A 25,231-nucleotide genomic window follows, 5' to 3' on the forward strand; every position below is an offset into this window, starting at 1 on the left:
GGCATCACCTTCCCGCAATCTTGCTTACCGATTGTTAACCCTAACAAAGTGTAATGATCCCCAGGTGATGCGAGGCAACGCGCACATGGCGGGAGAGAACGGGTGTCTGGACATCAGGCAAATCGTACCTTTGGAAAACGCAAGCAGAATCACGTCCTGATCCTGGCCAGCGGCGACAAGGTCCGGCACATGACCGTGCGCCCGTGGATGGCGGCGATCGCTGTCTCCTTTGCAGGCGTCTGCAGCATCGGCTATCTCGCGGCCACTTCCTATCTGGTTTTGCGCGACGACCTGATCGGCGGCACGATTGCCCGCCAGGCCCGCATGCAGCATGAATACGAAGATCGGATCACCGCGCTGCGGGCGCAGGTCGATCGGGTCACCAGCCGGCAACTGCTCGACCAGCAAGTGGTCGAGGAAAAGGTCGAGAAGCTGCTGCGCCAGCAGATGGCGCTGACCTCGCGCAACGGAAAGCTCGGCGCCCTGGTCGAAAGGGCCGAAAATTCCGGCGTCACGACCGCAACCGATGCGCCTGCGGCCGTCGAGCCGCTTGCCTATGAAAAACGCGCCGATGCGAGCAGCAGCGGCAGTGTCAAGGCGATTGAGAAGCTGATGGGACTGACCGTTGCGCCGGTCAGTGCTGCGGCTGTCCCCGCCCTCGCCTATGCAGCACCCGATGCCGGCGAATCAAGTTCCGACCGCGCCGACCGGATTTTCTCAAAAGTGACGCTCTCGCTGAAGGATGTCGAGCGCGAGCAGATGACACGGGTCCAGCGACTGACGGACGGTGCGGCGAAGACGTCGGATGCGATTCGCTCGATCGTCGGGCGCACCGGTGTCGACCTGCCCGTTGACGATGTCGCCGAGTTGATTCCGGCCAACGACATATCCGGCTCCGCCGAGACGGCGATCGGCGGTCCCTTCGTCGAGCCTGTGAACGATGACGATTTTGGCCGTTCGCTTGCCGCGCTCGATACCGCACTCCTGGAGCTCGACCGCACGCGCGCCGAGGTCCGCAAGCTGCCCTTCGGCAACCCCTCGCCGGCCAGCGACATCACCAGCGATTTCGGCAACCGGCTTGATCCGTTTCTCGGGCGTCTGGCGCTGCATGCCGGCATCGACTTTCGCGCAACGGTCGGCACGCGCATCCGCTCGGCAGCGCCTGGAACGGTGACCAATGCAGGGTTGACGGGCGGCTATGGAAACATGGTCGAGATCGACCATGGCAATGGTGTCGCGACGCGCTACGCCCACCTTTCCACCGTGCTGGTGAAAGCCGGCGACCGGGTGAAGGCTGGCGAAGTCATTGCCAAGTCCGGCAACACCGGGCGCTCCACCGGACCGCACCTGCACTATGAAATCCGGCTGAACGGCAATGCCGTGGATCCCATGCGGTTTCTGGATGCGAGCACCAACCTTGCAAGCTATATGAACTGACGCTACCGCGCGGTTCCGCTTGACAAGAAATGCGACAGATTCGCCACTATTTACCTTTTACTGCTTCAACGTGCTGGATTTCTTGACTTTCGGCGGCGTTCAGCTTAAGAGCGCGGCCACGTGCTCGTGCGTTTTCCATCGATCGATCAGTGTTCTATTGAACCGGAACGGAAACAGATTTCCCTTTGACCAATTTTGCTGACCTTGGCCTGAGCCAAAAAGTTCTCTCCGCTGTCACCGATGCGGGCTACACAATCCCGACCCCGATCCAGACAGGCGCTATCCCGCCGGCGCTGCAGCGTCGTGATATTCTGGGCATCGCCCAGACGGGCACGGGCAAGACCGCTTCGTTCGTGCTGCCGATGCTGACGCTGCTCGAAAAGGGCCGCGCCCGCGCGCGCATGCCGCGTACGCTCATTCTGGAGCCGACGCGCGAACTCGCCGCACAGGTCGCAGAGAACTTCGACAAGTACGGCAAGAACCACAAACTCAACATCGCGCTTCTGATCGGCGGCGTGTCCTTCGACGAGCAGGACCGCAAGCTTGAGCGTGGCGCTGATGTGCTGATCTGCACGCCCGGCCGCCTGCTCGACCACTTCGAGCGCGGCAAGCTGCTGATGAGCGGCGTGGAAATCCTGGTCATCGACGAGGCCGACCGTATGCTCGACATGGGCTTCATTCCCGATATCGAGCGCATCGCCAAGCTGATCCCGTTCACGCGCCAGACGTTGTTCTTCTCGGCGACGATGCCGCCGGAAATCCAGAAGCTTGCCGACCGCTTCCTGCAGAACCCGGAGCGCGTCGAAGTCGCCCGCCCGGCTTCCACGGCTCAGACGGTGACGCAGCGCTTCGTTGCAGCGCATGCCAAGGATTACGAGAAGCGCGCGGTACTGCGTGATCTGATTCGCGCCCAGGACGAACTGAAGAACGCGATCATCTTCTGCAATCGCAAGAAGGATGTCGCCGACCTCTTCCGTTCGCTCGACCGCCACGGCTTCTCCGTCGGTGCGCTCCATGGCGACATGGACCAGCGGTCGCGCATGACGATGCTGGCCAACTTCAAGGACGGCAACATCAAGCTGCTCGTCGCCTCCGACGTTGCGGCCCGCGGCCTCGATATCCCTGATGTCAGCCACGTCTTCAACTTCGACGTTCCGATCCATGCGGAAGACTACGTCCACCGCATCGGCCGTACCGGCCGTGCCGGCCGCTCGGGCGCGTCCTTCACGCTGGTGACCAAGCGCGACACGAAATTCTCCGACGCCATCGAAAAGCTGATCGGCCAGAAGGTCGAATGGCTGAACGGCGACCTTTCCAATCTGCCTGAGCCGATGGAAAGCCACGATACCGGCCGCCGTGAACGCGGTCGTGATGGCCGCAAGGACCGGAAAAAAGATGGGGATCGCGGCTCCAAGGCCCGTTCCGATCATAAATCCGATACCGTGCGCGCCGATAGTGAGGCCGAAATTGAAACAGTCGTGGAAAGGGCGGAATCGGTGAAACCGGCACGCAGCGCAGAGAACAAGCAGGCACAGAACAACCGTGGCGATCGTCCGGTGCGTGCATCGAACCCTGCCAACGACGACAATCGCGACCGCCGCAACCGTCACCGCCGCGACTATGACGACGGCCCGACGCCCGTCGGCTTCGGCGACGAAATCCCTGCCTTCATGCTGATTGCCGGCAAGGCCTGATCCGAAAGGATGGGCCAGCCGGGCATCGATTTTCCGGGCTTCGGCTGCGGACTTGTCATCGTGCGCGATGGCAAGATTCTGCTCTACAGGCGCGTCAATGCGCCTGAGGCCGGGCATTGGAACATCGTCGGCGGCAAGGTCGATCACATGGAGCGTTCGCAGGCTGCGGCCTGCCGCGAGGCCGAAGAAGAATCCGGCCTCAAGATTGGCTCGACCGAATTCCTCTGCCTCAGCGAACAGGTGATCGACGCTGACCGCCAGCACTGGATCTCTATGATCTATGTGACCCGGGATTGCTCAGGTGAACCTCAACTCACCGAACCGGACAAGCTTTCCGAATTCGGCTGGTTTAGCCTCGACGCCCTGCCCCAACCGCTATCCCGCTTTACCGCCGATGCCGCCGATGCCTTGCGCAGGCATGAACAGGGCGTCGCCGCATAGCAGCCGCCCACCGGGGCCGGTGTTCTTCGTACGTCCCTCGTTCTGTGCATTGCTGGTGCCGCTGTCGGCGGCGTTCCGCGGGCACCAACGGATCCGGCCGATGTCACTTGGGCGCGCCGATGGGAAACGTGGTGATCGTGTCAATATTTTCATCTGAGGCGCAGCTGCCGCGCATAGGCTGGACGGCCTACTTCCTGGAGCGTAGCGCCGCCTCATAGGCAAGCCGCACCCACCGCGCCATCTCGTCCGGATCATCGAATGCGTCGTCCGGAATGCTCCAATAGGGCATCTTCACCGGCTTGCCCTTGCCGTCATAGGCCCATTGCCGCGAACCGGCCGCCTCCAGCGCCGGCGCTGTTTGCTCGTCGCCCTTCAGCAGAATTTCGCCATCGACCTCAAGGGCGAAGATCACACCCTGGCAATAAATGCCCTTGCCGCCGAACATCCGCTTGATGGTCACCGGCCCGAGGACCGCGAACATGTCTTCGATTGCGGCATTATCCACGCGTCTGTTCCTCCAAGATACCGCCGGCGGCGACGATCTGTTCCGGCGTGTCGAGATCGAGGCGCGCCGCCGCGCCGAGTTCGACATCGATGACCGGCAGCCCGCTCTTTTCGATAATGTGCCTTGCACCAACGTCTCCGACCAGTTGCTTGATCGCCGAAAATGTCTGTCGCGGCAGGATCACCGGATTGCCGCGCTGTCCGCCTGCGGTCGCGCGGATGATGGAGCGGCCACCTTCGGCGACGAAACGTTCGATGAGCCGGCACAGATCGTCGCCGGTTATCCCGGGCATGTCTGCAAGCATCACCAGCATGCCCGGCGCCCGCGCCCCGACTGCCGAAAGCCCGGCCGTCAGCGAAGAGGCCATGCCCGAAATGTAGTCGGGGTTGGAAACGAACGTCACCGGCAGCCCTTGCAGCGCGTGGCGGATATCGGCCTCGCGGTGGCCGGTCACGACGCTGACCTTGCCCGGAGCGGCCTTAAACGCGGCTTCGACGCTGCGGCGCACGAGCGGCACGCCATCGAAAGTTGCGAGAAGTTTGTGCCCGCCGTCAGCGCCCATACGGCTGGCCCGGCCAGCGGCCAGAACGACGACTGAAACCGAGCCGGATGACAACTCCGTTGCATGTTCGCGTGGCTGCGGCCGGGTCGGGATCTCACTCAACAAGCCGCCGACGCCAAGGCCGGTAATATCGTCGAAGCTCGGCCACTCGCCGGCGAGGATCCGGTCGAGGATCCAGTCGAAACCATTCTCGCGCGGGCTGCGGGCGCAGCCGGGTGCACCGATGACCGGCGTTTCGCCGACGCGGCCGAGAACGAGAAGATTACCGGGGTCAACAGGCATTCCCACATGATCGACCACGCCGCCGGCCCGCCGGATCGCCGCCGGAATGACGTCTTCGGGATCGGCGACCGCCGAAGCGCCGAAGACGATCAGCAGGTCGTGCGTTGATCGCATTTCGGCGATCGCCGCCCCCACGGCGTCTTCGCTATGCGCGACGCGCCGTTCGGTGAAGAGTTCGCTTCCGGCCTGTCGCAGCCGCGCCGCGAGGATGGCATGGGTCTTGTCCATGACCTGGGATTTGCGGTTCGGCAACTCCGTTGCTATCAAGGCCGCGCGACGCGGCGCAAACGGCTTGACCTCGAAGGCGCGATGGTCGCGCAGAAGCCTCTCCGCCTGCTCGACGAAGGCGCCGGCGACCGCAAGCGGGATGATCTTGATCGTTGCGACCATATCGCCGGGCTGCACCGGCATATGGTCGTCGAGACAGGCGAAGGTGATGGAGGGATCTAGGCGGTTCAAGCGATCGACAATTTCGCGGCTCGCAACGAAGAGGCCTGCGACCTCGGAATAGACGTTGACGCGGCCGGTCGCTGCCCGCGAAAACCGGAGATGATCGGGGGCTATGGAAGCGGCAATGCGCGTGGCTGCCTCGTCTTCCGGGAGGTCGCCGGCATCAAGGCGGGCGGCCACCACCTCCACGACGCCTGAAGCGGTCAAAGCGACGATGTCGGCGGCTGTGACCCGGTGCCCCTTCGGCAGCCTGGCATCACCGACCTTCACCGCATGCGCGAGCATCGCGCCCTCTGCTTCTGCGACCTTGATCGGGCCGAACCTCATACTCCACTCCCTGCGGAAGCAACGTCCCGCCGTCGCAGCGCCTCGATGATTTCGGCGAGGATCGCAACCGCGATTTCGGCAGGACTTGCCGCGCCGATATCGAAACCGATCGGCGCACGGATGCGGGCCATGTCAGCATCGGCGACACCCGCATGCCGCAGTCTTTCGATCCGTGTGGCATGTGTCTTGCGGCTGCCGAGCGCACCGACATAGAAACAACCGGCCGACAGTGCCGCCCGGATCGGTTCGTCGTCGATCTTCGGGTCATGCGTCACGGCTGCAAGTGCCGTGAAGCGGTCGAGCGGTCTGAGTTTCAGGGCGTCCTCCGGCCAATCGGCGATGAGGTCGACGCCGGCAAAACGTTCCGGCGTGGCAAAGGCCGTACGCGGATCGATGATGGTCATGTCGAAGCCGGCAACGGGCGCAAGCTGCGCCAGGGCCTGTGAAATATGCACCGCGCCGATGACGAGGATGCGCGGCGGCGGCAGGTAGACATTGAGGAAGAAGGAGCCCTGCCCGGTTTCGACGATCCCGGCTCGGCCGGACCGCAAGGCACGGGCAACGGCTTCGCGCCAGGGTTCTGGACAGTCGTCGCCTTCGAGGTAGACGCGGACACCACCGGTAAGATCGCTGGCGGTGACGGCGGCGCGGCGGGCCGCGCGCGCAAGATTGAGTGTTTCCAGGATCGCCCGTTCCATTGTCAGCCGTTAACCCGTTCCACGAGGACCCGGATCCGGCCGCCGCAGGAAAGCCCGACGCGCCAGGCGGTCTCGTCCGCGACGCCGAAGTCGAGAACGCGCGAGGTGCCAGAGGCGATCACGTCGGCCGCTTCGGTGATGACCGCGCCCTCGACGCATCCTCCCGAAACAGAGCCCTGAAAATTGCCCTCACTATCGATCACCAGATGGCTGCCGACCGGCCGTGGCGCCGAGCCCCAGGTCTCGATCACCGTTGCGATCGCCACCCGGCGCCCTTCCTTCAGCCAGGCTTCGGCGATGTCGAGCGGATCGAGAACATTGACTGCCTGCCTCATGCCTGCCACCTCCCATGCGCGCCGGTCACCGTGGCCCGGCCAGGATCAAGGAACCGCCGCGGGTCCGCCTGGCGGGAGCGCTGCCCGGACAGCGCCTTCACCAGTTCGCCAATTGATTCAAGATTGTGCACGGCCCGGAATTCGTCAACATGCGGCAGCATCGCCCGCACACCGCGCGCCCGCGCCTCGAAGCCGTCGAAGCGCAGCAGCGGGTTCAGCCAGATCAGCCGCCGACAGGATCGGTGCAGGCGGTCGATTTCGATTTCGAGATCGGCGACGTCATCGCGCTCCAGACCGTCGGTGATCAGAAGCACGATCGCGCCCTGCCCGAGCACGCGCCGCGACCAGCGCCGGTTGAACTCATGCAAGGTCTCGCCGATGCGCGTGCCGCCGGACCAGTCCTTGACCGCAGCGACGCAGTCGTCGATCGCCGCATCGGGATCACGATTGCGCAATTGGCGCGAGACATTGGTCAGCCGCGTTCCGAAGAGGAAGGTATGAACGCGCCGCCGTTCCTCGGTCAGCGCATGCAGAAAGTGTAGAAAGATGCGGGTGTACCGGCTCATCGAGCCGGAGATGTCGGCGAGCACGACAAGCGGCGGATGAACGACGCGCCGCTCCCGAAACCTCGGAAGGATCAGTTCGCCGCCAAAGCGCATGGCGTCGCGCATGGTGGCGCGCGGGTCGATGCGGATCTGACGCTTCGAGGGGCGGAAGCGGCGCGTGACGACGCGGTCCATCGGTAGCGTCAATGCCGAAAGCGCGCGCTTGGCCTCGGCAAGCTCGGCAGCGCTCATCTGCGCGAAGTCGGCCCGGCGCAAAAGCTCGCGACCGGAGACCGTGAAACGTGCATCGACTTCGATCTGCGGCTCGTCGCGCGGCGGTCGATCGGCCTCGTGGCCAGAAAGCAGCGCGTCGCTGACGCGGGTCTCGCCTGCCCGGCGCTGCTCCCGTTCGCTCTCGCGTTCCGGCGCCAGCGGCGACATCATCGCGATCATTTTTTCGACGAGACCGCGCGACCGCCAGAACAAGCGAAACGCCTCGTCGAAGACCGGCTGGTCCTCGTGACGTTTGACGAAGACGCATTGCAGCGCGGCGTAGAACGCGTCCCGTCCACCGATCCCGATCAGCGCCACCGCATCGATGGCGTCGGCGATGGCGCCTGGCCCGATCTTGATGCCGGCGCGCCGGAGCGCGCGCGCGAAGAAGACAATATTGTCGGCAAGCCGTCCGTCGCCTGGCGCGGATGGCGGGGGAACATCGTCCCTGTGCTGTTCCCGCGCCTCCGTCATCAGCTTGCCGCCAGCAATTCCGCCTTGACCTCGGAGAGCAGCTTTCGCCCCTCTGCCCCCTCTATCCTGGCGATGTCGTCCTGGTATTTGAGTAGGGTGCCAAGCGTGTCGGCGATCGTCTCTGGATCGAGCGCCAGCCGGTCGAGTTCCGTCAGCGCCGTTGCCCAGTCGATGGTTTCGGCAACGCCCGGGTTCTTGAAGAGGTCGATCGTGCGCAGCCGCTGCACATAGGCGATGACTTCCCGTGACAAGGTGGCATTGCAGCCGGGAACCTTGCGGCGAATGATCTCCAGTTCCTGCGCCGCCTTGGGATAATCGACCCAATGATAGAGGCAGCGGCGCTTCAGTGCGTCATGGATCTCGCGGGTGCGATTGGTGGTGATGATGACAACAGGCGGTTCGTCCGCCCGGATCGTACCAAGTTCCGGAATTGTCACCTGGAAATCGGACAAAACTTCCAGCAGGAACGCCTCGAAGGCTTCATCTGTCCGGTCGAGCTCGTCGATCAGGAAAACGGGCGCACGTCCCGAATTGGAGGAAATGGCCTGCAGAACCGGGCGGCGGATCAGGAAACGTTCGGAGAAGATGTCGCTTTCGACCCGCTTGCGGTCGACCTTGCCGGATGCTTCCGACAGGCGGATTTCGAGCATCTGCGCCGGATAGTTCCACTCGTAGACCGCCGAGGCGACGTCGAGACCTTCGTAGCATTGCAGCCGGATCAACGGCCGGTCGAGCGCCTTGGCCAGAACCTTGGCGATCTCCGTCTTGCCGACGCCGGCTTCGCCCTCAAGAAAAAGCGGGCGCTTCATCCGGAGTGCAAGAAACAGCACCGTCGCCAGCGCCGTGCCGGCGAGATAATCATGTGCCTCCAGCAGTGCCATCGTCTCTTCGATGGACTGTGGCAGGCCCGTTGCCGCCTGTGTCGCCATGTCTCCTCCACCACGGCCCGAATCGATCGCTGGATGCTGGAAGGGGGCAAAATCCACCGGCCAACTCAACGACTTAGAGCGATCTTCTCATGTTGCGATGAGCAGTCGACCGCTGAGTAAAAACTTATAGCGAGTGGTATCCGCGGTCCACATAAATGAGCGGCGGGCGGGACGGCCCGATCGCGACGTCGACAACCTCGCCAAATAGCACCAGATGCGTGGCGATCGTCTTCACCTCGACAAGACGGCAATCGAAAGCGGCGGTGGCATTGACGAGGATTGGCGCACCGGTTGTAAGCCGCGTCCACTGTCCGAGCGCAAAACGCAGATCCATGTCGAGCTGGTCGCGGCCGGAGAAGCCATGGGCAAGCGCCCGGTGCTCGTCGCCGAGCAGGTTGAGTGCAAAGCTGTCGCTGCGCGTGAAGATATCGTTGCGCGGATTGGCGCCGTTCAGGCAGACGAGAACCGTCGGCGGGCTATCGGAAACCGAGCAGGCCGCAGTCACAGTGACGCCGCGCCGCTCGCTGCCGTCAGCGGCGGTGATGATCTGCACGTGACCGGCCAGGCGGCTCATCGCGTCGCGATAACTGATAGGGTCCAGCCGGGTCTTCTCCAACACATCTTTCTCCGGGCGATGTCAGGCACATACATAGACGCTGGCGGAAAATATGAAACCCGCCGGAGGGAGAATCTTGCACATCTGCGACGTGGCCTTGACGCAGATTGAACCTTCTTCGCCAGGAGCGGCATCTTTTCCTTTGACGCCGGGAGGCACATCCTTAAAACATGCGGCAACGACCGTGCCTCGCGTCTGACGCGAGCGGCAACGGAACAGGAAGCTGTGGTGGCTCGCCGTAGGACTTTGCCCCGGATCGGTTCGGTCGGGAAAGCTTGCGGCGGCGGAGTAAGTGAATGCGTCGATCCATTGTCAGCAGCCTTATCCTTGCCGGACTGGTACAGGCAACGCCGGCTTTGGCGGCCGGCATCAAGGTGGCGGTCGTGGCGCCTGTGGAAGGTCCGTTCGCGCCGCTCGGCAAGCAGATTGTCGACGGCGCCGGCTTCAAGGCCGGTGATCGCGGCAGCGAGATCGTCGTCATTCCCGAGACCTGCGATACCGCCGGCAGCGAGGCACTGACCAAAGCGCTGCTTGCCGCAGGTGCCGAGGCCGCAGTCGGCTTTCTCTGCACCGAAAGCCTGGATGCGGCGCTTCCGGCACTGACCGAGGCGGGCTTGCCGGCGATCACGCTCAGCGTGCGCTCCGATATCCTGATGGAAGACGCGCTCAAGAACAAATGGCCGCTCTTCCGCCTCGCACCGAGCGGCAATGCCGAGGCCACGGCGATCGTCGATGCCATCGTCAACCGCTGGAAGGACAAGCCCATCGCGCTCGTCGACGATGGCACGATCCACAGCCGGGAACTGGTCGAGGCCGTGCGCGCAGCACTCGCCGAAATCGGCATGACGCCGGTCTTCAGCGACACCTACCGGCCGGCGCAGGAGCAGCAGATCAACCTCGTGCGGCGCCTGGTGAAAAGTGGTGCAACCCACGTCTTCACCGGCGGCGACCGGCAGGATACCGCCGTGATCGCCCGCGATGCCCTTGGCGAAGGCGCGAGCCTTACCTTGCTTGGCGGCGATGCCTTGAACGCGGCCGATCTCACTGTCCCGCTTGCCGATGGCGTGCTTGCGGTAACGCTGCCGGATGCGGCGCAGTCGCCGGAGGGCAAGCCCTTTGCCGACGAAATGCGCGCCGCCGGCATCGAGCCGGAAGGCTATGTGATGCCGGCTTTCGCCGTGATGGCTTTGCTGGAGGAAGCCAAGGACCGGGCAGCACAGGACGACAAGTCGCTGATCGAAGCGATCGCCGGCAAGGGGCCCTACCCGACCGTTCTCGGCCTCACCGCCTTCAACGCTGGGCACGAGCGCGCCGACAATCCCTACCGTTTGATGCAGTGGCAAGGCGGCCATTTCGCGCCCGCGGCCGCTGAAGGAGCCGCCCCATGATGCGTCCCGGACCGCTGAACCTGATCACCGATGTCAAAGGTCTGACGGTCGGCAACGCCGAGGACCATCGCCTGAAATCCGGCGTCACCGCGATCGTCTGCGACCCGCCGGCGACGGCTGCGGTCCAGGTCCTGGGCGGTGCGCCGGGAACCCGGGAGACCGACCTGCTCGATCCGCACAATACGGTACAGACGGTCGATGCGCTCGTTCTTTCCGGCGGTTCGGCCTTCGGGCTCGATGCGGCGTCCGGTGCTCAGGCGGCGCTCAGGAAAATGGGTCGCGGCTTCGCCGTCGGCCCACACCGGATACCGATCGTACCGACGGCGATCCTCTTCGACCTCATCAACGGTGGCGACAAGGATTGGGGCCGCTTCCCGCCCTATCGCGAACTCGGCTTCGAGGCCGTCGGGCGGGCCGGCGCGACATTTTCGACCGGTTCGGCAGGCGCCGGCACAGGCGCGCTGACCGCGAGCCTGAAGGGCGGTCTCGGTTCGGCATCCACGGTTCTGCCGAACGGTTTCACCATCGGCGCCCTCGTCGCCGTCAATGCGCTCGGATCCGCCACCGTCGGCGACACCGGGCATTTCTGGTCTGCGCCCTTCGAACTGGAGAGCGAGTTCGGCGGACTTGGCCTGCCCCACCCGATGCCGGCCGATGCGGCCGACATCCGCATCAAGTTCCGCGACCGCCAGGCCGCCGTGGCCAATACAACGATCGCGGTCATTGCGACGGATGCGGTGCTGACGAAGGCCGAAGCCAAGCGCCTGGCGATTGCCGCCCATGACGGCTTCGCCCGCGGGCTCTGGCCGGCGCACACGCCGCTCGACGGCGATCTGATCTTCGCGCTTGCGACCGGCGCCAGCGGCAAGACGCCGACAACAGAGGATTTCATCGATCTCGGCGCCGTTGCAGCCTCGACCATGGCGCGCGCGATCGCCCGCGGCGTCCACGACGCAACGCCGGCGGAAAACGATCTCATGCCCTGTTGGTCAGAGCGTAGCTGACGCAGCTTTGATCGCAGGCATGTTGTTTGCGGGGCTCGGCGGTGCTATTCCCGCGGAAAACACGCTGGAGTGCGCCATGACCCACCCTATCCGCATTGCCCCGTCGATCCTGGCGGCCGATTTCTCCAAGCTCGGCCAGGAGGTTCGCGATGTCGTCGATGCCGGCGCGGACTGGATCCATCTCGATGTCATGGACGGTCATTTCGTGCCGAACATCACTTTCGGCCCGGATGTCATCAAGTCTCTGCGCCGCTACACCGATGCGACGTTCGACTGCCACCTGATGATTTCGCCGGCCGACCCGTTCCTCGAAGCCTTCGCCAAGGCCGGCTGCGATATCCTGACGGTTCACGCGGAAGCCGGTCCGCACCTGCACCGCTCGCTGCAGACGGTCCGTTCGCTCGGCAAGAAGGCCGGCGTGTCGCTCAATCCGGCAACGCCAGAAAGCGCGATCGAATACGTGCTCGATCAGCTTGACCTGATCCTCGTCATGACCGTCAATCCGGGCTTCGGTGGGCAGAAGTTCATCGACGCCACCGCGGAAAAGATCCGTCGCATCAAGGCGATGATCGGCGATCGACCGATCGAGATCGAAGTCGACGGCGGCATTGCGCCTGAAACGGCAGCCATTGCCACCGGCGCCGGCGCCAATGTTCTCGTTGCCGGCTCGGCGATCTTCAAGGGCGGTTCGGTCGAGGCCTATCGCTCGGCGATCGAAGCGATCCGTGCGCCGGCCGAGAAGGCTTATCGATGACGACACGCGCGGCAATTTCCGGCCTTTGTTGCCTGGCCGCGGCCGCCACTGCGTCGCCGGCGCTTGCTGGCGACTATGCCGCGCTGCAGCCGATCGGCTTTTCCGCCGATGGCAATGTCTTTGCCTTCGAGGAATATGGCGTTCAGGACGGCTCCGGCTTTCCCTATTCGACCATCTATGTGATCGACACGCGCAATGACAGCTTCCTGCCGGGTGCACCGGTGCGCGCTGTCAGTCGCGAAGATGGCAGCCCGCTGTCGAAGGCGCGCCATGAAGCCCGCCGTCGGGCTGCGCCCCTGATCGATGCCTATCGCCTGGCCGATGCGCCCGGGTTGCTCGCAGCCTTCAACCCGATCACGGAAGCCAACGCCAAGCCGCACTCGCTGACCTACGATGCCTTTGCAGCCGATGAAGCGTTCCGCGAGACCTATACGGTAACGCTCGAGGAAAAGACCTTCGAGCCGGACGGCATCTGCAAAGACTTCCTGAAGGAAGCCAAGGGTTTCCGTCTGTCGATGACGATGAAGGCGGGCGCACCGGCAAGCGACGCGCTTCAGGACGACAGCCGCATACCGGAAAGCCGCCGTTGCCCCACCGGCTACCAGGTCGGCGGCGCCATCACCCACCGCAACGACGACGGTTCGGAAACCCATGTGATCATGGTGCTTGTGAAGTCGCTCGGCTTTGAAGGCACGACGGACGGGCGCTGGATCGCGGTCCCGACGCGGATCGCGAAATGAACGAAGCGGCCGCCAGCGTCGAAGCGAAAGCAGGGCCTGCGGCGGTCGGTGCCCGGAAGCGGACCCGCCTTGCCCGGTCCGTGCCGAGCGTTCCGTTGCTGCTCCTTGGCGCACCCTTGTGGAGCGCGTCGATGACGCTATCGGCGTGGTTTGCGCTGTGGCTGCGGGAACGGGACGTGACCTTTCATCTGGCCGAACTTCTTTGGGTCTTCGGGGCCGGCGCTTTGCTCGCCTGGCCGCCGGCGCTGTTTCTCGCCCGCTTCGCGGCGATCGGACGCGGAGTAGAAACGCGTTTCGCGGCCTATCTCTTCTTCCTTTCGCTCGGCACGATCGGGATGACGGCATTGCTCTTTGCCCTCGACTACCGCGAGTTCTATGCGCAGTGGCACGCCCCGATCGGAACCACGACCTGGCTCTTCCAGTTCGCCTTTACGACGCTGATCGCCTTTTACCAGTTTCTCGTCATGGGCCTTCGCCTCTATTTGCCGATCGGCGGTGTTATACTGCTCGCCGTCTGCCTGTGGCTGGCAAGCGATCGCCGTGCGCAACGGCGTTGAGCTTCGCGGCTATCTTTGCTAGAGGCACGACCATCCCTCCACTGACGACGAAAGCTTAAGCCCATGATCCCCCGTTACTCCCGACCGGAAATGGTGGCCATCTGGTCGCCGGAAACGAAATTCCGCATCTGGTTCGAGATCGAGGCCCACGCCTGCGATGCGCTTGCCGAAATCGGCGTGATCCCGAAGGATGCTGCGCGCACGATCTGGGAAAAAGGCGGCGCTGCCACTTTCGACGTCGCCCGCATCGACGAGATCGAGGCCGTCACCAAGCATGACGTCATTGCCTTCCTGACGCATCTCGCCGAATTCGTCGGCCCGGACAGCCGCTTCATCCACCAGGGCATGACCTCGTCCGACGTTCTGGATACCTGCTTCAACGTGCAGTTGGTCCGCGCGACCGACCTGCTGCTGGCCGACCTCGACAAGCTGCTCGAAGCGCTGAAACGCCGCGCTTTTGAACACAAGGATACTGTGACGATCGGCCGTTCGCATGGCATCCATGCCGAGCCGACCACCTTCGGCGTCAAGCTGGCGCTCGCCTATGCCGAGTTCGACCGCTGCAAGCAGCGCCTGCTGGCCGCACGCGAAGAAGTCGCCACCTGCGCGATCTCCGGCGCCGTCGGCACTTTCGCCAACATCGACCCGCGCGTTGAAGAACACGTAGCCGAGGCGCTCGGGCTGAAGCCGGAACCGGTTTCGACCCAGGTCATCCCGCGCGACCGCCATGCCATGTACTTCGCCACCCTCGGCGTCATTGCCTCGTCGATCGAGCGCCTGGCGACGGAAGTCCGTCACCTGCAGCGCACCGAAGTGCTCGAAGCGGAGGAGTATTTCTCGCCGGGCCAGAAGGGCTCGTCGGCGATGCCGCACAAGCGGAACCCGGTTCTGACCGAAAACCTCACGGGTCTCGCCCGTATGGTTCGCGCCTTCTCGATCCCGGCCATGGAAAACGTTGCGCTTTGGCATGAGCGCGACATTTCGCACTCCTCGGTCGAGCGCATGATCGGCCCGGATGCAACGGTGACGCTCGACTTCGCGCTCGCTCGTCTGACCAGCGTTATCGACAAGCTGCTCGTCTACCCCGAGAACATGATCAACAACATGAACAAGTTCCGTGGGCTCGTGCATTCGCAGCGCGTGCTGCTGGCGCTGACGCAGGCCGGCGTGTCGCGTGAGGACGCCTACCGCCTCGTGCAGCGCAACGCCATGAAGGTCTGGGAACAGGGCAAGGACTTCCTCGAAGAACTGCTCGCCGACGCGGAAGTCCGTGCGGCCCTTTCTGAAGAAGATATCCGCGAAAAGTTCGATCTCGGCTATCACACCAAGCACGTCGACACGATCTTCAAGCGCGTCTTCGGCTGAGGTTCTGCGCTGAGCGGACGGCCGTAGGCCTTTGGTTTTTGTTGCCATGCCCGCATTTGGAGCACATCGCTCAAATGCGGGCATTTGCGTTAGCAGGAAATTCACGCATTGCGTGCAAAGCTCAGGGCCTGTCAATCCAGGTTCTGAGGATCACATGGCCTACAAGGACAGTGTCGAGCGGGCGACGCAGCGCACGCAAACGAAAATTACAGGTACGGTGACCGTCAAGTCCGGCTCCAGCAGCGGCATCGTCAAGGACCTTTCTGCCGAGGGCATCTGCTTTCAGCTGCTCTTCGACATTGGCGCCAAGACGGGACAGGAAGTGACGATCAGAAGCGAGGAACTCGGCTTCCTGACCGGCATGGTGCGCTGGTATCGCGGCGACAAGATCGGCATCAAGCTCAACCTGTCGTCCAACACCGCGGCGCAGATCTCATCTTACTACAAGCATTTTCGCTAGGCCGAGATTTTCGGCAACACGCCACAAGCGCCGCAGGTCGATCGACGTGCGGCGCTTTTTTTATGAGCGGTTACATTCGCGCCTTCGGCTGTCGGCGATCAGTGTGAACGCGCGCGCGGACCGGGCTCCACCATTTTGCGATAAAGGTGCCAGGTGGCGTGTCCGAAGATCGGCATGATGACGGCGAGGCCGACGAAGACTGGGATCGAGCCGATGACCAGGCCGGCGGCGATAATGAAGCCCCAGACGGCGACGGGCACCGGGTTGACGAGCGTTGCGCGAATGGAAGTCTCGACCGCCGACACGGCGCCGACGTCCCGATCGATCAGCAACGGAAACGACACGACGGATGTCGCCAGAACGATGACGGCGAAGACGAAGCCGACAGCGTTGCCGACGAGGATCAGGTTCCAGCCCTGGTCAGTGCCGATGATACCGTTCCAGAAGGCTGCAATCGAATCCGGCGGTTCCGCCCCGAAGATCTGCACATAGAGCGCCTGGGCGACGAGCAGCCAGATGATGAAGACAACGAACAGCATGGCGGCGACGGCCATGATCGACGGCAGCGCCGGAGAGCGGTGCAGGCGAAGGGCGTGCGGCCAGGAGTAGTCCATGCCGAGTTCTCGCCGTCGGCTGATTTCATAAAGCCCGATCGCAGCGACTGGGCCGATCAGAGCGAAGCCGGAGACAAGAGGATAAAGCAGCGGCAGCATGTTGGCGCCAGCGCTCCAGGTGATCAGAACGACACCGGCGATCGGGTAGATCAGGCAAAGAAAGACGTAGTGCGATGGTTTCTCGCGAAAATCGTCAAAGCCCAAGCGTAAGGCGTCGAATACATCCGCGACGCCAATCTTTTTTATTCCGGGATGGGCGACACTCGCGTCCGCTCCCGACAGGACATGGAATGTTGTCATGGCTCACACTCCTCAACGAACCAGAGCGGCCACGGAACAAAGATGCGACGAACCAAGCCGCACCATCCGCGACCGTCCCTTCGATTATACAGAAAATGCGACCGCTGTCGCCTGCCGCCTCTCGCAACGTTAAGCGGCCTATTGGAACGCGAACATCGGGCTCGTCGGGCAGGCTCCCATGGGTGGCTTCGAGGCCCTGACGCACGGGTAATGCTGAAGGTCTTGACTTCCGCGCCTTTCAGCGCCACATCGCGGCCACCATGAAAGTATCCGACGCTCATATCCTCATCGTTCCAGGCTACACCAACTCCGGACCGGAGCACTGGCAGACCCGCTGGGAGCGCAAGATGTCGACCGCACGCCGCGTCGAGCAGGCGGAGTGGGCAAAGCCTGTCCGCGAGGATTGGGTGGCGCGCATGATCGAAGAGGTCAATGCGGCGGAAAAGCCTGTGGTCATCGTCGCCCATTCGCTTGGCGTCGCAACCGCCGTGCACGCGCTGCCCCATTTCACCAAGCCGATCGCCGGCGCCTTCCTGGTGGCACCTCCGGATGTTGCCAATCCGGCGATCCGTCCGAAGCATCTGATGACCTTCGGTCCCTACCCGCGCGATCCGCTTCCCTTCCCGTCGCTGATGGTCGCCAGCCGCAACGATCCGTTCGGTTCCTACGAGCATGCGGACGACATCGCCAACGCCTGGGGTTCGCTGCTCGTCGATGCCGGAGAGTCCGGCCACATCAACACCGAGTCCGGCCACGGGCCGTGGCCGGAGGGAACGATGGTGTTCGCCCAGTTCTTGAGCCGGCTTAAACCCTGACGCGCCCGATCAACCTGTCGACGCCTTATTAATCCGACGTTCATTGTCCGCGGTCATCATCGCCGGCACGACGCGACTCGTATCATGATGGTGACGAGCGCTGTCGAACCTTGATCTGCGCCGGCATTGACCGGATCGTTCCGCTTGGTTGCTCGGCCGCAGATACTGGACATGGGAAGTGGCCGTAAACGAACGTCTCACCAAAGGTGCGCAAGGCGCACCGGCGCATCCGGATGCTCTGACGCAGGCCAACCTGGAACGGTTGCCGGCAGGCGCCGTCATTGTCGATGCGCACGGACGGATCCTGGCCGCTAACGTCCTTGCCGGAGAAGTGTTCGGCCGCACGCTTGTACAATTGCGACACGCCTTTCTGAATGACTTCGTGGCGGAAGAGGACCGGTCGCGCGTGCCGCCGCGCGCCACATCGACGGTCGCCGAGACGATCCATTTCCTTGGTCCCGACAGCTCCGTGCCGATGCTCGTTGCCTGTTCGCCGGTACGGTTCGCGGATGAAGCCGCCTCGCTGCTTCTGATGTTGCCGGCCGATGACTTCGTCAACGAGATCGCCGGATTGCGCAACGACGAGACCCGCTGGAAATATGCCCTCGACGGCGCGCTTGAGGGTGTCTGGGATCACGACTTCGAAACCGGAGACCTGTTTTACTCGGCCACCTGGAGGCGGCTTCGTGGGTTGTCCGAAGACGCCCAGGTGGATGGTACCCTTGAAAACTGGATCCAGAACGTTCACCCCGACGATCATGCGCATGTGCGCGCCGCGATCGAGCGGCAGGATTCCGGCGAGGCGATCTTCAACACTTTCGAGTATCGAGAGCGTCACGCCGACGGTCACTGGATCTGGATCGAAAGCCGCGGCGCCTCGGTTGCCTACTGGCCGGATGGCAGGCCGAGCCGCATCATCGGGACGGATACCGACATCACCGCCCGCAAGGAGGCAGAGGCCCGGCTCGAGGAGGTCTCCCGCCGACTGAGGCTGGCGCTCGGCGTCTCGAAGATCGGCGTGTTTGACTTCAATCTCGATGCACTGCGCGACGACTGGGACGAGCGCATGTTCGAGATTTATGGTCTCGACCCCGCCGATGGCGCACCAAGCTCTGAGACCTGGGAAAACTCCCTTCACCCCGACGATCGCGATGCCGTGGTCCTCAGAACCAACGAAGGCATCGCCTCGGGTAAACCCTACAGCAATGCTTTCCGTATCGTGCGCCCGGACGGTTCCGTCCGCCACATCCGCTCCAATGCCGCGACCTATGTCGATCATCTCGGAACGCGCAAGCTCATCGGCGCCAACTGGGACGTTACCGAGGACATCGCGCTGCAGGAAGAACTGCGCCAGGCGAAAGCCTCGGCCGAAGCGCGCAACCGTGAACTCGAGCAGGCGCGGATCAGGATCGAGTACAACGCGCTGCACGATTACCTGACCGACTTGCCCAACCGTCGCTACCTGGATCAGATGCTGACGGAGAATGTCGCCGTCAACGCGATCTTGCATATCGATCTCGACCGCTTCAAGCAGATCAACGATACGCTCGGACACCAGGCCGGAGACGCGATGTTGACGCATGCGGCCGCGATCCTGCGTGCCCACGCCCGCCACGACGATTTTATCGCCCGCATCGGCGGCGACGAGTTCGTCATCCTCTGCCGCCGGGACCGCGACCTGCCGCAGCTGACCGAGCTTGCCGAGCGCATCGTCCATGCCTTCCGCCGCCCCATTCCCTATGACGGTCAGCTCTGCCGCCTGGGCGCAAGCATCGGCATCGCCTTCAAGGGGGGCGAAGACATCGACGCCAAACAGCTGCTGATGAATGCCGACATCGCCCTCTATCGGGCAAAGAGCGTCGGGCGCGATCGCGTCGAAGTGTTCTCCGAGCTCATTCAAACCCAGATCCTCAACGCCAAGCGCATCGGCGACGATATTCGCCAGGCGATCGAGGAAGGGCAGTTCACCGTCTATTACCAGCCGCAGTTCCATGCGCGCTCGCTGGAGATATCCGGCGTCGAGGCGTTGGTGCGGTGGAACCACCCGGAGCGTGGCATCCTCACCCCCTTCCATTTCCTGAAGGTGGCCGAAGAGATCAACGTCCTGCCGGCGATCGACAGGAAGGTGGTCGAGCTCGCCTATCGCGACTTTCAGTCCTGGCAAAACGAAGGGCTCGGCGTTCCCAAGATCTCGGTCAACATGTCGTCGCCGCGGCTGCGCGACCCAGGATTGATCGCCGATCTGCGCGACATGCGGATCCCGCCGGGCATCCTTTCCTTCGAGCTGCTCGAGTCCATCTTCCTCGATGACCCGGAAGACGAAATCGCCGGGACCATTTCAGCTCTCGGCGACCTCGGCATCGAAATCGAGATTGACGATTTCGGCACCGGGCATGCCTCGATCATCGGCCTGCTCAACCTCAATCCGGCCCGGCTCAAGATCGACCGGGCGCTCGTTGGACCGATGACCGAAGGTGCCAAGCAGGCAAAGCTGGTGCGGGCGATCGTCGACATCGGCCACTCGCTCAACATCGCTGTCGTCGGCGAAGGCGTGGAGACCTGGGAGCACGCGGCGATGCTGCGGGACCTCGGCTGCGACGTGCTGCAGGGCTATGCGCTTGCGCGGCCGATGGATCGGCTGGAGCTGGAGCAGCGTTTGCGTCGCGGCTGGAAGCCGGTGTTCGGCGGTCCGGACAAATAAAAACCGCCCGGCCAGATGGACGGGCGGCGCTTCAATGAATGCGGCAACAGCCTTTCGGCTTACTTGCTCTGGAGCTGCTGGACGGCTTCGCCGAGCAGTTCGAGCATCCGCACGCGGATCTGCTCTTCGGTCTGGGCAACGCCTGCCGCGTCGAAATCCGCCTTGATCTTGCGAACGACGTCTTCATGGCCGGCTTCTTCGAAATCGGCAGCCACCACTTCGCTGGCATAGGCGTCGGCGTCGGCCTTGCCGAGCAGGCCGGCGGCCCACAGACCGAGCAGCTTGTTGCGACGCGCTTCAGCCTTGAACCTAAGCTCTTCGTCCATCGCAAACTTTGCTTCGAAGGCCTTTTCGCGATCCTGCATCGACGTCATCAATCAATCTCCCTGAGAATTCCATGTCTGAAATCAGTTTATCGCCATAAATCAAAACGCGGGTCAAACTGCAATGTGAACTTTTCCGGTTTGATGACTTTCATGTTACCCTTTGTGCGGTTCCTCAGATCGCATTTGATCAAGGATCAGGACATCGCCGCTTCGTGAGGCGGCAGCAACTTTGGCGCACTTTGAGAAGGCGCGCGGCGCCCCATGCAAATCAGGGGAACGGGCAGATACGCCGATTGTGAAATCGGTTCTTTTCGGCTATGGACCCCGAGAGATGTTCCACGCGCGTCCCGAGAGCGCCAACAACTACAGAGACAAAATCCATGAATCGTCGCCGCCGTATCTACGAGGGCAAGGCCAAGATCCTCTATGAGGGTCCAGAGCCGGGCACGCTCATCCAGTTCTTCAAGGACGACGCGACCGCCTTCAACAAGAAAAAGCACGACGTCATTGACGGCAAGGGTGTGCTGAACAACCGGATTTCCGAGTACATATTCACGCACCTCAACAAGATCGGCATCCCCACGCACTTCATCCGCCGCCTCAACATGCGCGAGCAGTTGATCAAGGAAGTCGAGATCATCCCGCTTGAGATCGTCGTGCGCAACGTCGCCGCCGGCTCGCTGGCCAAGCGTCTCGGCATCGAGGAAGGCACGGTCCTTCCCCGCTCGATCATCGAGTTCTACTACAAGGCCGATGCGCTCGAAGACCCGATGGTCTCCGAAGAGCACATCACCGCGTTCGGCTGGGCAAGCCCGCAGGAACTCGACGACATCATGGCGCTCGCCATCCGCATCAACGACTTCCTCTCGGGCTTGTTCCTCGGCGTCGGCATCCAGCTCGTCGATTTCAAGATCGAGTGCGGCCGGCTGTTCGAAGGCGACATGATGCGCATCGTGCTTGCCGACGAGATCTCGCCGGACAGCTGCCGTCTCTGGGACATCGAGACGCGCGAGAAGCTCGACAAGGATCGTTTCCGCCGCGACCTCGGCGGCCTCGTCGAGGCCTACCAGGAAGTCGCCCGCCGTCTCGGCATCATGAATGAGAACGAACCCGTGCGCGGCACCGGTCCGGTTCTCGTGAAGTAACTTCGGGGAAAATCAAAGTGATCAAGGCACGTGTAACCGTGACGCTGAAGAACGGCGTTCTCGATCCGCAGGGCAAGGCAATCGAAGGTGCGCTCGGCGCACTCGGCTTCGACGGCATCGGCCAGGTTCGCCAGGGCAAGGTCTTCGACCTGCAGATCGAATCCGCAGACAAGGCCAAGGCCGAGGAAGACCTCAAGGCCATGTGCGAAAAGCTGCTCGCCAACACGGTGATCGAGAACTACAGCATCTCCTTCGCCTGATCCTGCAGGCGACGGAATCGTTCCGCGTCTTCGGGCGCGGAACCAGACGTTACGAAATGCCGGAGCAGCCGCTGGTTCCATCGGGAACGCCGCTGCCATAGTCGCAGCAGATGCCAGCTCTTCGGAGCGCGCCATCAAGATTGATCTCGCCGTATCGGAGACAGAGATATGAAGTCAGCCGTCGTCCAGCTTCCGGGCCTCAACCGCGACCGCGACATGATCGCGGCCCTCACCAAGATCTCCGGCAAGGCGCCTGTCACCGTCTGGCAGACCGAGACCGATATTCCGGATGTCGACCTGATCGTCATTCCCGGCGGTTTCTCCTATGGCGACTACCTTCGCTGCGGCGCGATCGCTGCGCGCATGCCGGTCATGCAGGCGATCAAGGCCAAGGCGGAAAAGGGCGTGAAGGTTCTCGGCGTCTGCAACGGCTTCCAGATCCTCGTCGAGGCCGGCCTCCTGCCCGGCGCGCTGATGCGCAATGCCTCGCTGAAATTCGTCTGCCGCGAGATCAAGCTCGAAGTTGTCAACGCCGACACCGACTTTACCCGCGCCTATTCCAAGGGCCAGGTCATCCGTTCGCCGGTCGCCCATCACGACGGCAACTACTTTGCCGATGCCGAGACGCTGAAGACGATCGAAGGCAATGGCCAGGTGGTCTTCCGTTACGCCGAAGGCACCAATCCGAACGGTTCGATGAATGATATCGCCGGCGTCATGAACGCTGCGGGCAACGTTCTCGGCATGATGCCGCATCCGGAAAACCTGATCGAAGCCGCCCATGGCGGTTCCGACGGCCGCGGCCTCTTCGCGTCTGCGCTCGAAGTAATCGCCGCTTAACCATCCGGCTGTAGAAGGCATCCGACCCATCCCCATTTGCGAACGAGACCGTCGATGCCTTCATTTGCCCCTGCACGCCTGACCGGCCTTGCCTGCACGGCCTTCGGCCTAACGCTTCTGGCCTCGTGCCAATCGCCGAAGCCGCCGGCCCCGAGCCCGAACACGGCGGCGCTGCCGACCATGGAGCGCGTGGCGCTCGGCGCCAACAGCTGCTGGTTCAAGTCGGGCGATGCGGAATTCAAGTCTTATCGCCTGGCGCCCGAGCTCAATTCCTTCTCCGGCCGTCCGCGCATCTTGATCGTGCCGCGCAAGTCGCCGGAGGCACGCCCCCTCGCCGTCGTTCAGGCCGAGGGCAATCCGGCCCGCCTGCAGGCCTTCGGGCCGCTGATGAGCGAGCCGACGGGAACGCGCATGGCCGCAGACATCAAGCGCTGGGCCGCTGGCGGACAGGGCTGCAAATAGCCCCAAGCTGAACTTGTCGAATTGATTAAAGGGCCGGTTGACCTCAAGGTTGCCGGCCCTTTTGCATTTCGGACAGTCGTTCCGATCCGATCCGTTAACGCCAGAACGGGACAGTCGATTCCTGACGCGCGTCCTTTTCCGAAACGCCGATATCCTTGAGCTGCCACTCGCTCATCTCCTCGAGCGCCAACCGGCCGCGTCGCTTCGCCGCCAGCTCGCAATAGCGGGTCCAAAGCCGCTTCAGCAGACCCTCGCGTTCGTCCGAATAGTCGCCGCCCAGTAATGTGCCGGTGCAGCCCACGGACGTCGCTTCCAAGCGGGACAAACAAATTGTATCCATTGTACTCATTGACAACCCCAATGCAGCGATTGCTATCGTTGTCTTGGTGATAATTGACATATTTTCCGCTGTAATCTAAAGAATTGTCACTATGACAAATTGGCTCCCCGACATTCAGCAGGGTCACGGTCCGCTCTACGCACGGATCGCCGATCAAATCGAACTGGCAATTGGCAACGGGGCCTTGCCCGTCGGCGCCAAATTGCCACCGCAACGCAACCTCGCCTACGATATCGGGGTGACAATCGGCACGATCGGGCGCGCCTACAATATTGTCCGCGAGCGCGGGCTTGTGAGCGGCGAAGTCGGGCGCGGCACCTATGTGCTCGACCATCCGGAAAGCCGGCCGCCGGAGCAGTCGGACCCGCTGACGACGTCCCTTGCCGGCACCCGGCCCCTGGTCGCGCCCGTTGGCAAGCTCAGGTTCGACAGCACCGCCGCGCCGGATATCGGCCAGGGAACGGTGTTGAGCGAAGTGTTGAGCGAAATCAGTCACGAGCATCACGCCGATATTGCCAGCTACGCGCGGAACTTCCCGGATCATTGGTTCGAGGCAGGCTGCCAATGGCTGGCGCGCGGAGGGTTTCGTCCTAAGCCCGAAAACATCGTGCCGACGCTCGGCGCGCATGCGGCCGTCGTGGCCGTGATCGCGGCGGTGACCGCCCCAGGCGACCGCATCGCCTTCGAGACGCTCACCTATTCGCAGGTCAGCCGCAGCGCCGGCCTGATTGGTCGCCGCACGACGCTGGTCGAATCCGACGCCTTCGGCATGATCCCCGACGACTTCGAGCGCGTCTGCGCGCAGCAGCATCCGAAGCTCGCCTTCCTGATGCCGAGCGCGCAGAACCCGACAGTGGCCGTCATGCCGCTCGCCCGCCGCCAGGCGATCGCCGATATCGCCCGCAAATACGGCGTCTGGCTGGTGGAGGATGATCTTTACGGCGCCATGACCGGCGATCAAACGCCGCTGCTCGCCGAGCTTGCGCCCGAACGCACCTTCCTCGTCGGCGGTCTTTCGAAGTCGGTTGCCGCAGGCGTTCGCGGTGGCTGGGTCGCCTGCCCTCCGCATTTCGGCCAGCGCATCCGCATCGCCCACAAGATGGTCAGCGGCGGCCTGCCGTTCATCCTGGCGGAACTCTGCGCCCGGCTGGTGCTCTCCGGCTCGGCTGCAGCCTTGCGCAGCCAGGGCATCGAGGAGGTTCGCGCCCGCGAAGCAATGGCGCGCGAGGTCTTTGAGGGTATCGAGTTCGCGTCCCATCCCTGCATTCCGTTCCTCTGGATGAAGTTGCCTGACCCCTGGCTGTCAGGAACCTTCAAGCAGGCGGCTCTTCAGGAAGGCGTGCTCGTCGACGACGAGGACGAGTTCAAGGCCGGCCGTACCGATCGCGTCTTCCATCGGATCCGCATCGGCTTTTCCTCGCCACCGCAGCGCGCCGAGGTGAGAGCCGGATTCCAGACGCTGAAGCGGCTGCTCGACAGCGGCCGAGCCGGCTACGACAGTTTCGAGTGACGATCGAAATCGACGGGGTGACTTTCGCGCAAGCTTCCGCATCATACTGTTTTAGCAGTCTTGCGTAGATGATTCGCCCTCA

At 63.1% G+C, this 25,231-nt stretch carries 26 protein-coding genes and 1 pseudogene; 17 read left to right on the forward strand and 10 right to left on the reverse strand.

The window, feature by feature from the left end; all coding sequences use genetic code 11:
* Positions 1 to 102 precede the first annotated feature (102 nt).
* From AC3WVQ_RS07910 to AC3WVQ_RS07920, 3 genes are all read left to right on the forward strand, one after another.
* Positions 103 to 1,437 (forward strand): M23 family metallopeptidase, encoded by a 1,335-nt coding sequence (locus tag AC3WVQ_RS07910; protein WP_244546684.1) that lies wholly within the window; start codon positions 103 to 105, stop codon positions 1,435 to 1,437.
* A gap of 185 nt (positions 1,438 to 1,622) precedes the next feature.
* Positions 1,623 to 3,131 carry a DEAD/DEAH box helicase gene (locus AC3WVQ_RS07915; RefSeq protein WP_034794369.1) on the forward strand — a complete coding sequence of 503 codons (1,509 nt, stop codon included), beginning with the start codon at positions 1,623 to 1,625 and terminating at the stop codon, positions 3,129 to 3,131.
* Between the two features lie 9 nt (positions 3,132 to 3,140).
* The gene (locus tag AC3WVQ_RS07920) at positions 3,141 to 3,572 is read left to right on the forward strand and encodes an NUDIX domain-containing protein (RefSeq protein ID WP_090293841.1); all 432 of its coding nucleotides are present in this window, start codon (positions 3,141 to 3,143) and stop codon (positions 3,570 to 3,572) included.
* Positions 3,573 to 3,759: 187 nt separating this feature from the next.
* On the opposite strand, the gene AC3WVQ_RS07925 is transcribed toward AC3WVQ_RS07920, so the two are convergent.
* From AC3WVQ_RS07925 to AC3WVQ_RS07955, 7 genes and pseudogenes are all read right to left on the reverse strand, one after another.
* A complete protein-coding gene (locus AC3WVQ_RS07925) occupies positions 3,760 to 4,077 on the reverse strand; it encodes a TfoX/Sxy family protein (protein WP_034794374.1) in 318 nt (105 codons plus the stop codon).
* Positions 4,070 to 5,698, reverse strand: a complete 1,629-nt coding sequence (locus AC3WVQ_RS07930; protein WP_492382688.1) for an NTP transferase domain-containing protein — start codon at positions 5,696 to 5,698, stop codon at positions 4,070 to 4,072. Before AC3WVQ_RS07930 ends, AC3WVQ_RS07925 begins: the two co-directional genes overlap by 8 nt.
* Positions 5,695 to 6,396, reverse strand: coding sequence for an XdhC family protein (locus tag AC3WVQ_RS07935; protein WP_090293844.1), 702 nt, complete (start codon positions 6,394 to 6,396; stop codon positions 5,695 to 5,697). The genes AC3WVQ_RS07930 and AC3WVQ_RS07935 overlap by 4 nt, the downstream gene beginning before the upstream one ends.
* A 2-nt stretch (positions 6,397 to 6,398) precedes the next feature.
* The gene (locus tag AC3WVQ_RS07940; protein ID WP_034794382.1) at positions 6,399 to 6,731 is read right to left on the reverse strand and encodes an XdhC family protein; all 333 of its coding nucleotides are present in this window, start codon (positions 6,729 to 6,731) and stop codon (positions 6,399 to 6,401) included.
* Complete coding sequence (locus AC3WVQ_RS07945) at positions 6,728 to 8,023, reverse strand: vWA domain-containing protein (RefSeq protein WP_090293846.1); 1,296 nt, start codon at positions 8,021 to 8,023, stop codon at positions 6,728 to 6,730. Before AC3WVQ_RS07945 ends, AC3WVQ_RS07940 begins: the two co-directional genes overlap by 4 nt.
* Entirely contained in the window at positions 8,023 to 8,952 is a 930-nt protein-coding gene (locus tag AC3WVQ_RS07950; protein WP_060520752.1) for an AAA family ATPase, read from the reverse strand. The genes AC3WVQ_RS07945 and AC3WVQ_RS07950 overlap by 1 nt, the downstream gene beginning before the upstream one ends.
* Positions 8,953 to 9,076: 124 nt before the next feature.
* A pseudogene (locus AC3WVQ_RS07955) lies at positions 9,077 to 9,603 on the reverse strand (flavin reductase family protein).
* Positions 9,604 to 9,864: 261 nt separating this feature from the next.
* Between AC3WVQ_RS07955 and AC3WVQ_RS07960 the strand changes: the two are divergent.
* From AC3WVQ_RS07960 to AC3WVQ_RS07990, 7 genes are all read left to right on the forward strand, one after another.
* Positions 9,865 to 10,956: a branched-chain amino acid ABC transporter substrate-binding protein gene (locus tag AC3WVQ_RS07960; RefSeq protein ID WP_060520750.1), complete on the forward strand. Its 1,092-nt coding sequence runs from the start codon at positions 9,865 to 9,867 to the stop codon at positions 10,954 to 10,956.
* Positions 10,953 to 11,960, forward strand: coding sequence for a P1 family peptidase (locus AC3WVQ_RS07965; RefSeq protein ID WP_181432606.1), 1,008 nt, complete (start codon positions 10,953 to 10,955; stop codon positions 11,958 to 11,960). The genes AC3WVQ_RS07960 and AC3WVQ_RS07965 overlap by 4 nt, the downstream gene beginning before the upstream one ends.
* A gap of 76 nt (positions 11,961 to 12,036) precedes the next feature.
* Entirely contained in the window at positions 12,037 to 12,714 is a 678-nt protein-coding gene (gene rpe, locus AC3WVQ_RS07970) for a ribulose-phosphate 3-epimerase (RefSeq protein ID WP_034794395.1), read from the forward strand.
* Entirely contained in the window at positions 12,711 to 13,454 is a 744-nt protein-coding gene (locus tag AC3WVQ_RS07975) for a DUF2259 domain-containing protein (RefSeq protein WP_090293847.1), read from the forward strand. Before rpe ends, AC3WVQ_RS07975 begins: the two co-directional genes overlap by 4 nt.
* The gene (locus AC3WVQ_RS07980; protein WP_110819181.1) at positions 13,451 to 14,011 is read left to right on the forward strand and encodes a hypothetical protein; all 561 of its coding nucleotides are present in this window, start codon (positions 13,451 to 13,453) and stop codon (positions 14,009 to 14,011) included. The genes AC3WVQ_RS07975 and AC3WVQ_RS07980 overlap by 4 nt, the downstream gene beginning before the upstream one ends.
* A gap of 63 nt (positions 14,012 to 14,074) precedes the next feature.
* On the forward strand, positions 14,075 to 15,376 hold the full coding sequence (gene purB, locus AC3WVQ_RS07985) for an adenylosuccinate lyase (RefSeq protein ID WP_060585098.1): 1,302 nt from the start codon (positions 14,075 to 14,077) through the stop codon (positions 15,374 to 15,376).
* Positions 15,377 to 15,530: 154 nt separating this feature from the next.
* Positions 15,531 to 15,836 carry a PilZ domain-containing protein gene (locus tag AC3WVQ_RS07990; protein WP_034794416.1) on the forward strand — a complete coding sequence of 102 codons (306 nt, stop codon included), beginning with the start codon at positions 15,531 to 15,533 and terminating at the stop codon, positions 15,834 to 15,836.
* 98 nt (positions 15,837 to 15,934) lie between these two features.
* Here the strand turns inward: AC3WVQ_RS07990 and AC3WVQ_RS07995 are convergent, their stop codons facing one another.
* The gene (locus tag AC3WVQ_RS07995; RefSeq protein WP_034794419.1) at positions 15,935 to 16,750 is read right to left on the reverse strand and encodes a DUF2189 domain-containing protein; all 816 of its coding nucleotides are present in this window, start codon (positions 16,748 to 16,750) and stop codon (positions 15,935 to 15,937) included.
* A gap of 260 nt (positions 16,751 to 17,010) precedes the next feature.
* Here AC3WVQ_RS07995 and AC3WVQ_RS08000 point away from each other — a divergent pair, with 260 nt between their 5' ends.
* Positions 17,011 to 17,565: an RBBP9/YdeN family alpha/beta hydrolase gene (locus AC3WVQ_RS08000; protein ID WP_034794640.1), complete on the forward strand. Its 555-nt coding sequence runs from the start codon at positions 17,011 to 17,013 to the stop codon at positions 17,563 to 17,565.
* Positions 17,566 to 17,743: 178 nt separating this feature from the next.
* Positions 17,744 to 20,266, forward strand: coding sequence for a sensor domain-containing protein (locus tag AC3WVQ_RS08005; RefSeq protein WP_090293851.1), 2,523 nt, complete (start codon positions 17,744 to 17,746; stop codon positions 20,264 to 20,266).
* Between the two features lie 59 nt (positions 20,267 to 20,325).
* On the opposite strand, the gene AC3WVQ_RS08010 is transcribed toward AC3WVQ_RS08005, so the two are convergent.
* Positions 20,326 to 20,640, reverse strand: a complete 315-nt coding sequence (locus tag AC3WVQ_RS08010; protein ID WP_034794424.1) for a DUF1476 domain-containing protein — start codon at positions 20,638 to 20,640, stop codon at positions 20,326 to 20,328.
* Positions 20,641 to 20,972: 332 nt separating this feature from the next.
* Here AC3WVQ_RS08010 and purC point away from each other — a divergent pair, with 332 nt between their 5' ends.
* The 4 genes from purC to AC3WVQ_RS08030 all read left to right on the forward strand — a co-directional run bounded on the left by purC (position 20,973) and on the right by AC3WVQ_RS08030 (position 23,299).
* Positions 20,973 to 21,737 (forward strand): phosphoribosylaminoimidazolesuccinocarboxamide synthase, encoded by a 765-nt coding sequence (gene purC, locus AC3WVQ_RS08015; protein WP_034794646.1) that lies wholly within the window; start codon positions 20,973 to 20,975, stop codon positions 21,735 to 21,737.
* 17 nt (positions 21,738 to 21,754) lie between these two features.
* The gene (gene purS, locus AC3WVQ_RS08020) at positions 21,755 to 21,997 is read left to right on the forward strand and encodes a phosphoribosylformylglycinamidine synthase subunit PurS (RefSeq protein WP_034794427.1); all 243 of its coding nucleotides are present in this window, start codon (positions 21,755 to 21,757) and stop codon (positions 21,995 to 21,997) included.
* A gap of 168 nt (positions 21,998 to 22,165) precedes the next feature.
* The gene (purQ, locus tag AC3WVQ_RS08025; protein WP_060600734.1) at positions 22,166 to 22,837 is read left to right on the forward strand and encodes a phosphoribosylformylglycinamidine synthase subunit PurQ; all 672 of its coding nucleotides are present in this window, start codon (positions 22,166 to 22,168) and stop codon (positions 22,835 to 22,837) included.
* 54 nt (positions 22,838 to 22,891) lie between these two features.
* A complete protein-coding gene (locus tag AC3WVQ_RS08030; protein WP_090293853.1) occupies positions 22,892 to 23,299 on the forward strand; it encodes a hypothetical protein in 408 nt (135 codons plus the stop codon).
* 94 nt (positions 23,300 to 23,393) lie between these two features.
* On the opposite strand, the gene AC3WVQ_RS08035 is transcribed toward AC3WVQ_RS08030, so the two are convergent.
* A complete protein-coding gene (locus AC3WVQ_RS08035; RefSeq protein WP_034794438.1) occupies positions 23,394 to 23,600 on the reverse strand; it encodes a DUF1127 domain-containing protein in 207 nt (68 codons plus the stop codon).
* 130 nt (positions 23,601 to 23,730) lie between these two features.
* Between AC3WVQ_RS08035 and AC3WVQ_RS08040 the strand changes: the two genes are divergently transcribed.
* Entirely contained in the window at positions 23,731 to 25,149 is a 1,419-nt protein-coding gene (locus tag AC3WVQ_RS08040; protein WP_060600737.1) for an aminotransferase-like domain-containing protein, read from the forward strand.
* Positions 25,150 to 25,231 lie beyond the last annotated feature (82 nt).

The sequence above is a fragment of the Ensifer sp. EB106-05-01-XG146 genome (assembly GCF_058791875.1).

What these genes read in the sequence shown, in the direction of transcription:
- AC3WVQ_RS07920 (WP_090293841.1), top strand. Translation starts at nt 3,141, where the DNA reads ATGGGCCAGCCGGGCATCGATTTTCCGGGCTTCGGCTGCGGACTTGTC.
- AC3WVQ_RS07930 (WP_492382688.1), bottom strand. Translation starts at nt 5,698, where the DNA reads ATGAGGTTCGGCCCGATCAAGGTCGCAGAAGCAGAGGGCGCGATGCTC.
- AC3WVQ_RS07935 (WP_090293844.1), bottom strand. Translation starts at nt 6,396, where the DNA reads ATGGAACGGGCGATCCTGGAAACACTCAATCTTGCGCGCGCGGCCCGC.
- AC3WVQ_RS07940 (WP_034794382.1), bottom strand. Translation starts at nt 6,731, where the DNA reads ATGAGGCAGGCAGTCAATGTTCTCGATCCGCTCGACATCGCCGAAGCC.
- AC3WVQ_RS07945 (WP_090293846.1), bottom strand. Translation starts at nt 8,023, where the DNA reads ATGACGGAGGCGCGGGAACAGCACAGGGACGATGTTCCCCCGCCATCC.
- AC3WVQ_RS07950 (WP_060520752.1), bottom strand. Translation starts at nt 8,952, where the DNA reads ATGGCGACACAGGCGGCAACGGGCCTGCCACAGTCCATCGAAGAGACG.
- AC3WVQ_RS07960 (WP_060520750.1), top strand. Translation starts at nt 9,865, where the DNA reads ATGCGTCGATCCATTGTCAGCAGCCTTATCCTTGCCGGACTGGTACAG.
- AC3WVQ_RS07965 (WP_181432606.1), top strand. Translation starts at nt 10,953, where the DNA reads ATGATGCGTCCCGGACCGCTGAACCTGATCACCGATGTCAAAGGTCTG.
- rpe (WP_034794395.1), top strand. Translation starts at nt 12,037, where the DNA reads ATGACCCACCCTATCCGCATTGCCCCGTCGATCCTGGCGGCCGATTTC.
- AC3WVQ_RS07975 (WP_090293847.1), top strand. Translation starts at nt 12,711, where the DNA reads ATGACGACACGCGCGGCAATTTCCGGCCTTTGTTGCCTGGCCGCGGCC.
- AC3WVQ_RS07980 (WP_110819181.1), top strand. Translation starts at nt 13,451, where the DNA reads ATGAACGAAGCGGCCGCCAGCGTCGAAGCGAAAGCAGGGCCTGCGGCG.
- purB (WP_060585098.1), top strand. Translation starts at nt 14,075, where the DNA reads ATGATCCCCCGTTACTCCCGACCGGAAATGGTGGCCATCTGGTCGCCG.
- AC3WVQ_RS07990 (WP_034794416.1), top strand. Translation starts at nt 15,531, where the DNA reads ATGGCCTACAAGGACAGTGTCGAGCGGGCGACGCAGCGCACGCAAACG.
- AC3WVQ_RS07995 (WP_034794419.1), bottom strand. Translation starts at nt 16,750, where the DNA reads ATGACAACATTCCATGTCCTGTCGGGAGCGGACGCGAGTGTCGCCCAT.
- AC3WVQ_RS08000 (WP_034794640.1), top strand. Translation starts at nt 17,011, where the DNA reads ATGAAAGTATCCGACGCTCATATCCTCATCGTTCCAGGCTACACCAAC.
- AC3WVQ_RS08010 (WP_034794424.1), bottom strand. Translation starts at nt 20,640, where the DNA reads ATGACGTCGATGCAGGATCGCGAAAAGGCCTTCGAAGCAAAGTTTGCG.
- purC (WP_034794646.1), top strand. Translation starts at nt 20,973, where the DNA reads ATGAATCGTCGCCGCCGTATCTACGAGGGCAAGGCCAAGATCCTCTAT.
- purQ (WP_060600734.1), top strand. Translation starts at nt 22,166, where the DNA reads ATGAAGTCAGCCGTCGTCCAGCTTCCGGGCCTCAACCGCGACCGCGAC.
- AC3WVQ_RS08030 (WP_090293853.1), top strand. Translation starts at nt 22,892, where the DNA reads ATGCCTTCATTTGCCCCTGCACGCCTGACCGGCCTTGCCTGCACGGCC.
- AC3WVQ_RS08040 (WP_060600737.1), top strand. Translation starts at nt 23,731, where the DNA reads ATGACAAATTGGCTCCCCGACATTCAGCAGGGTCACGGTCCGCTCTAC.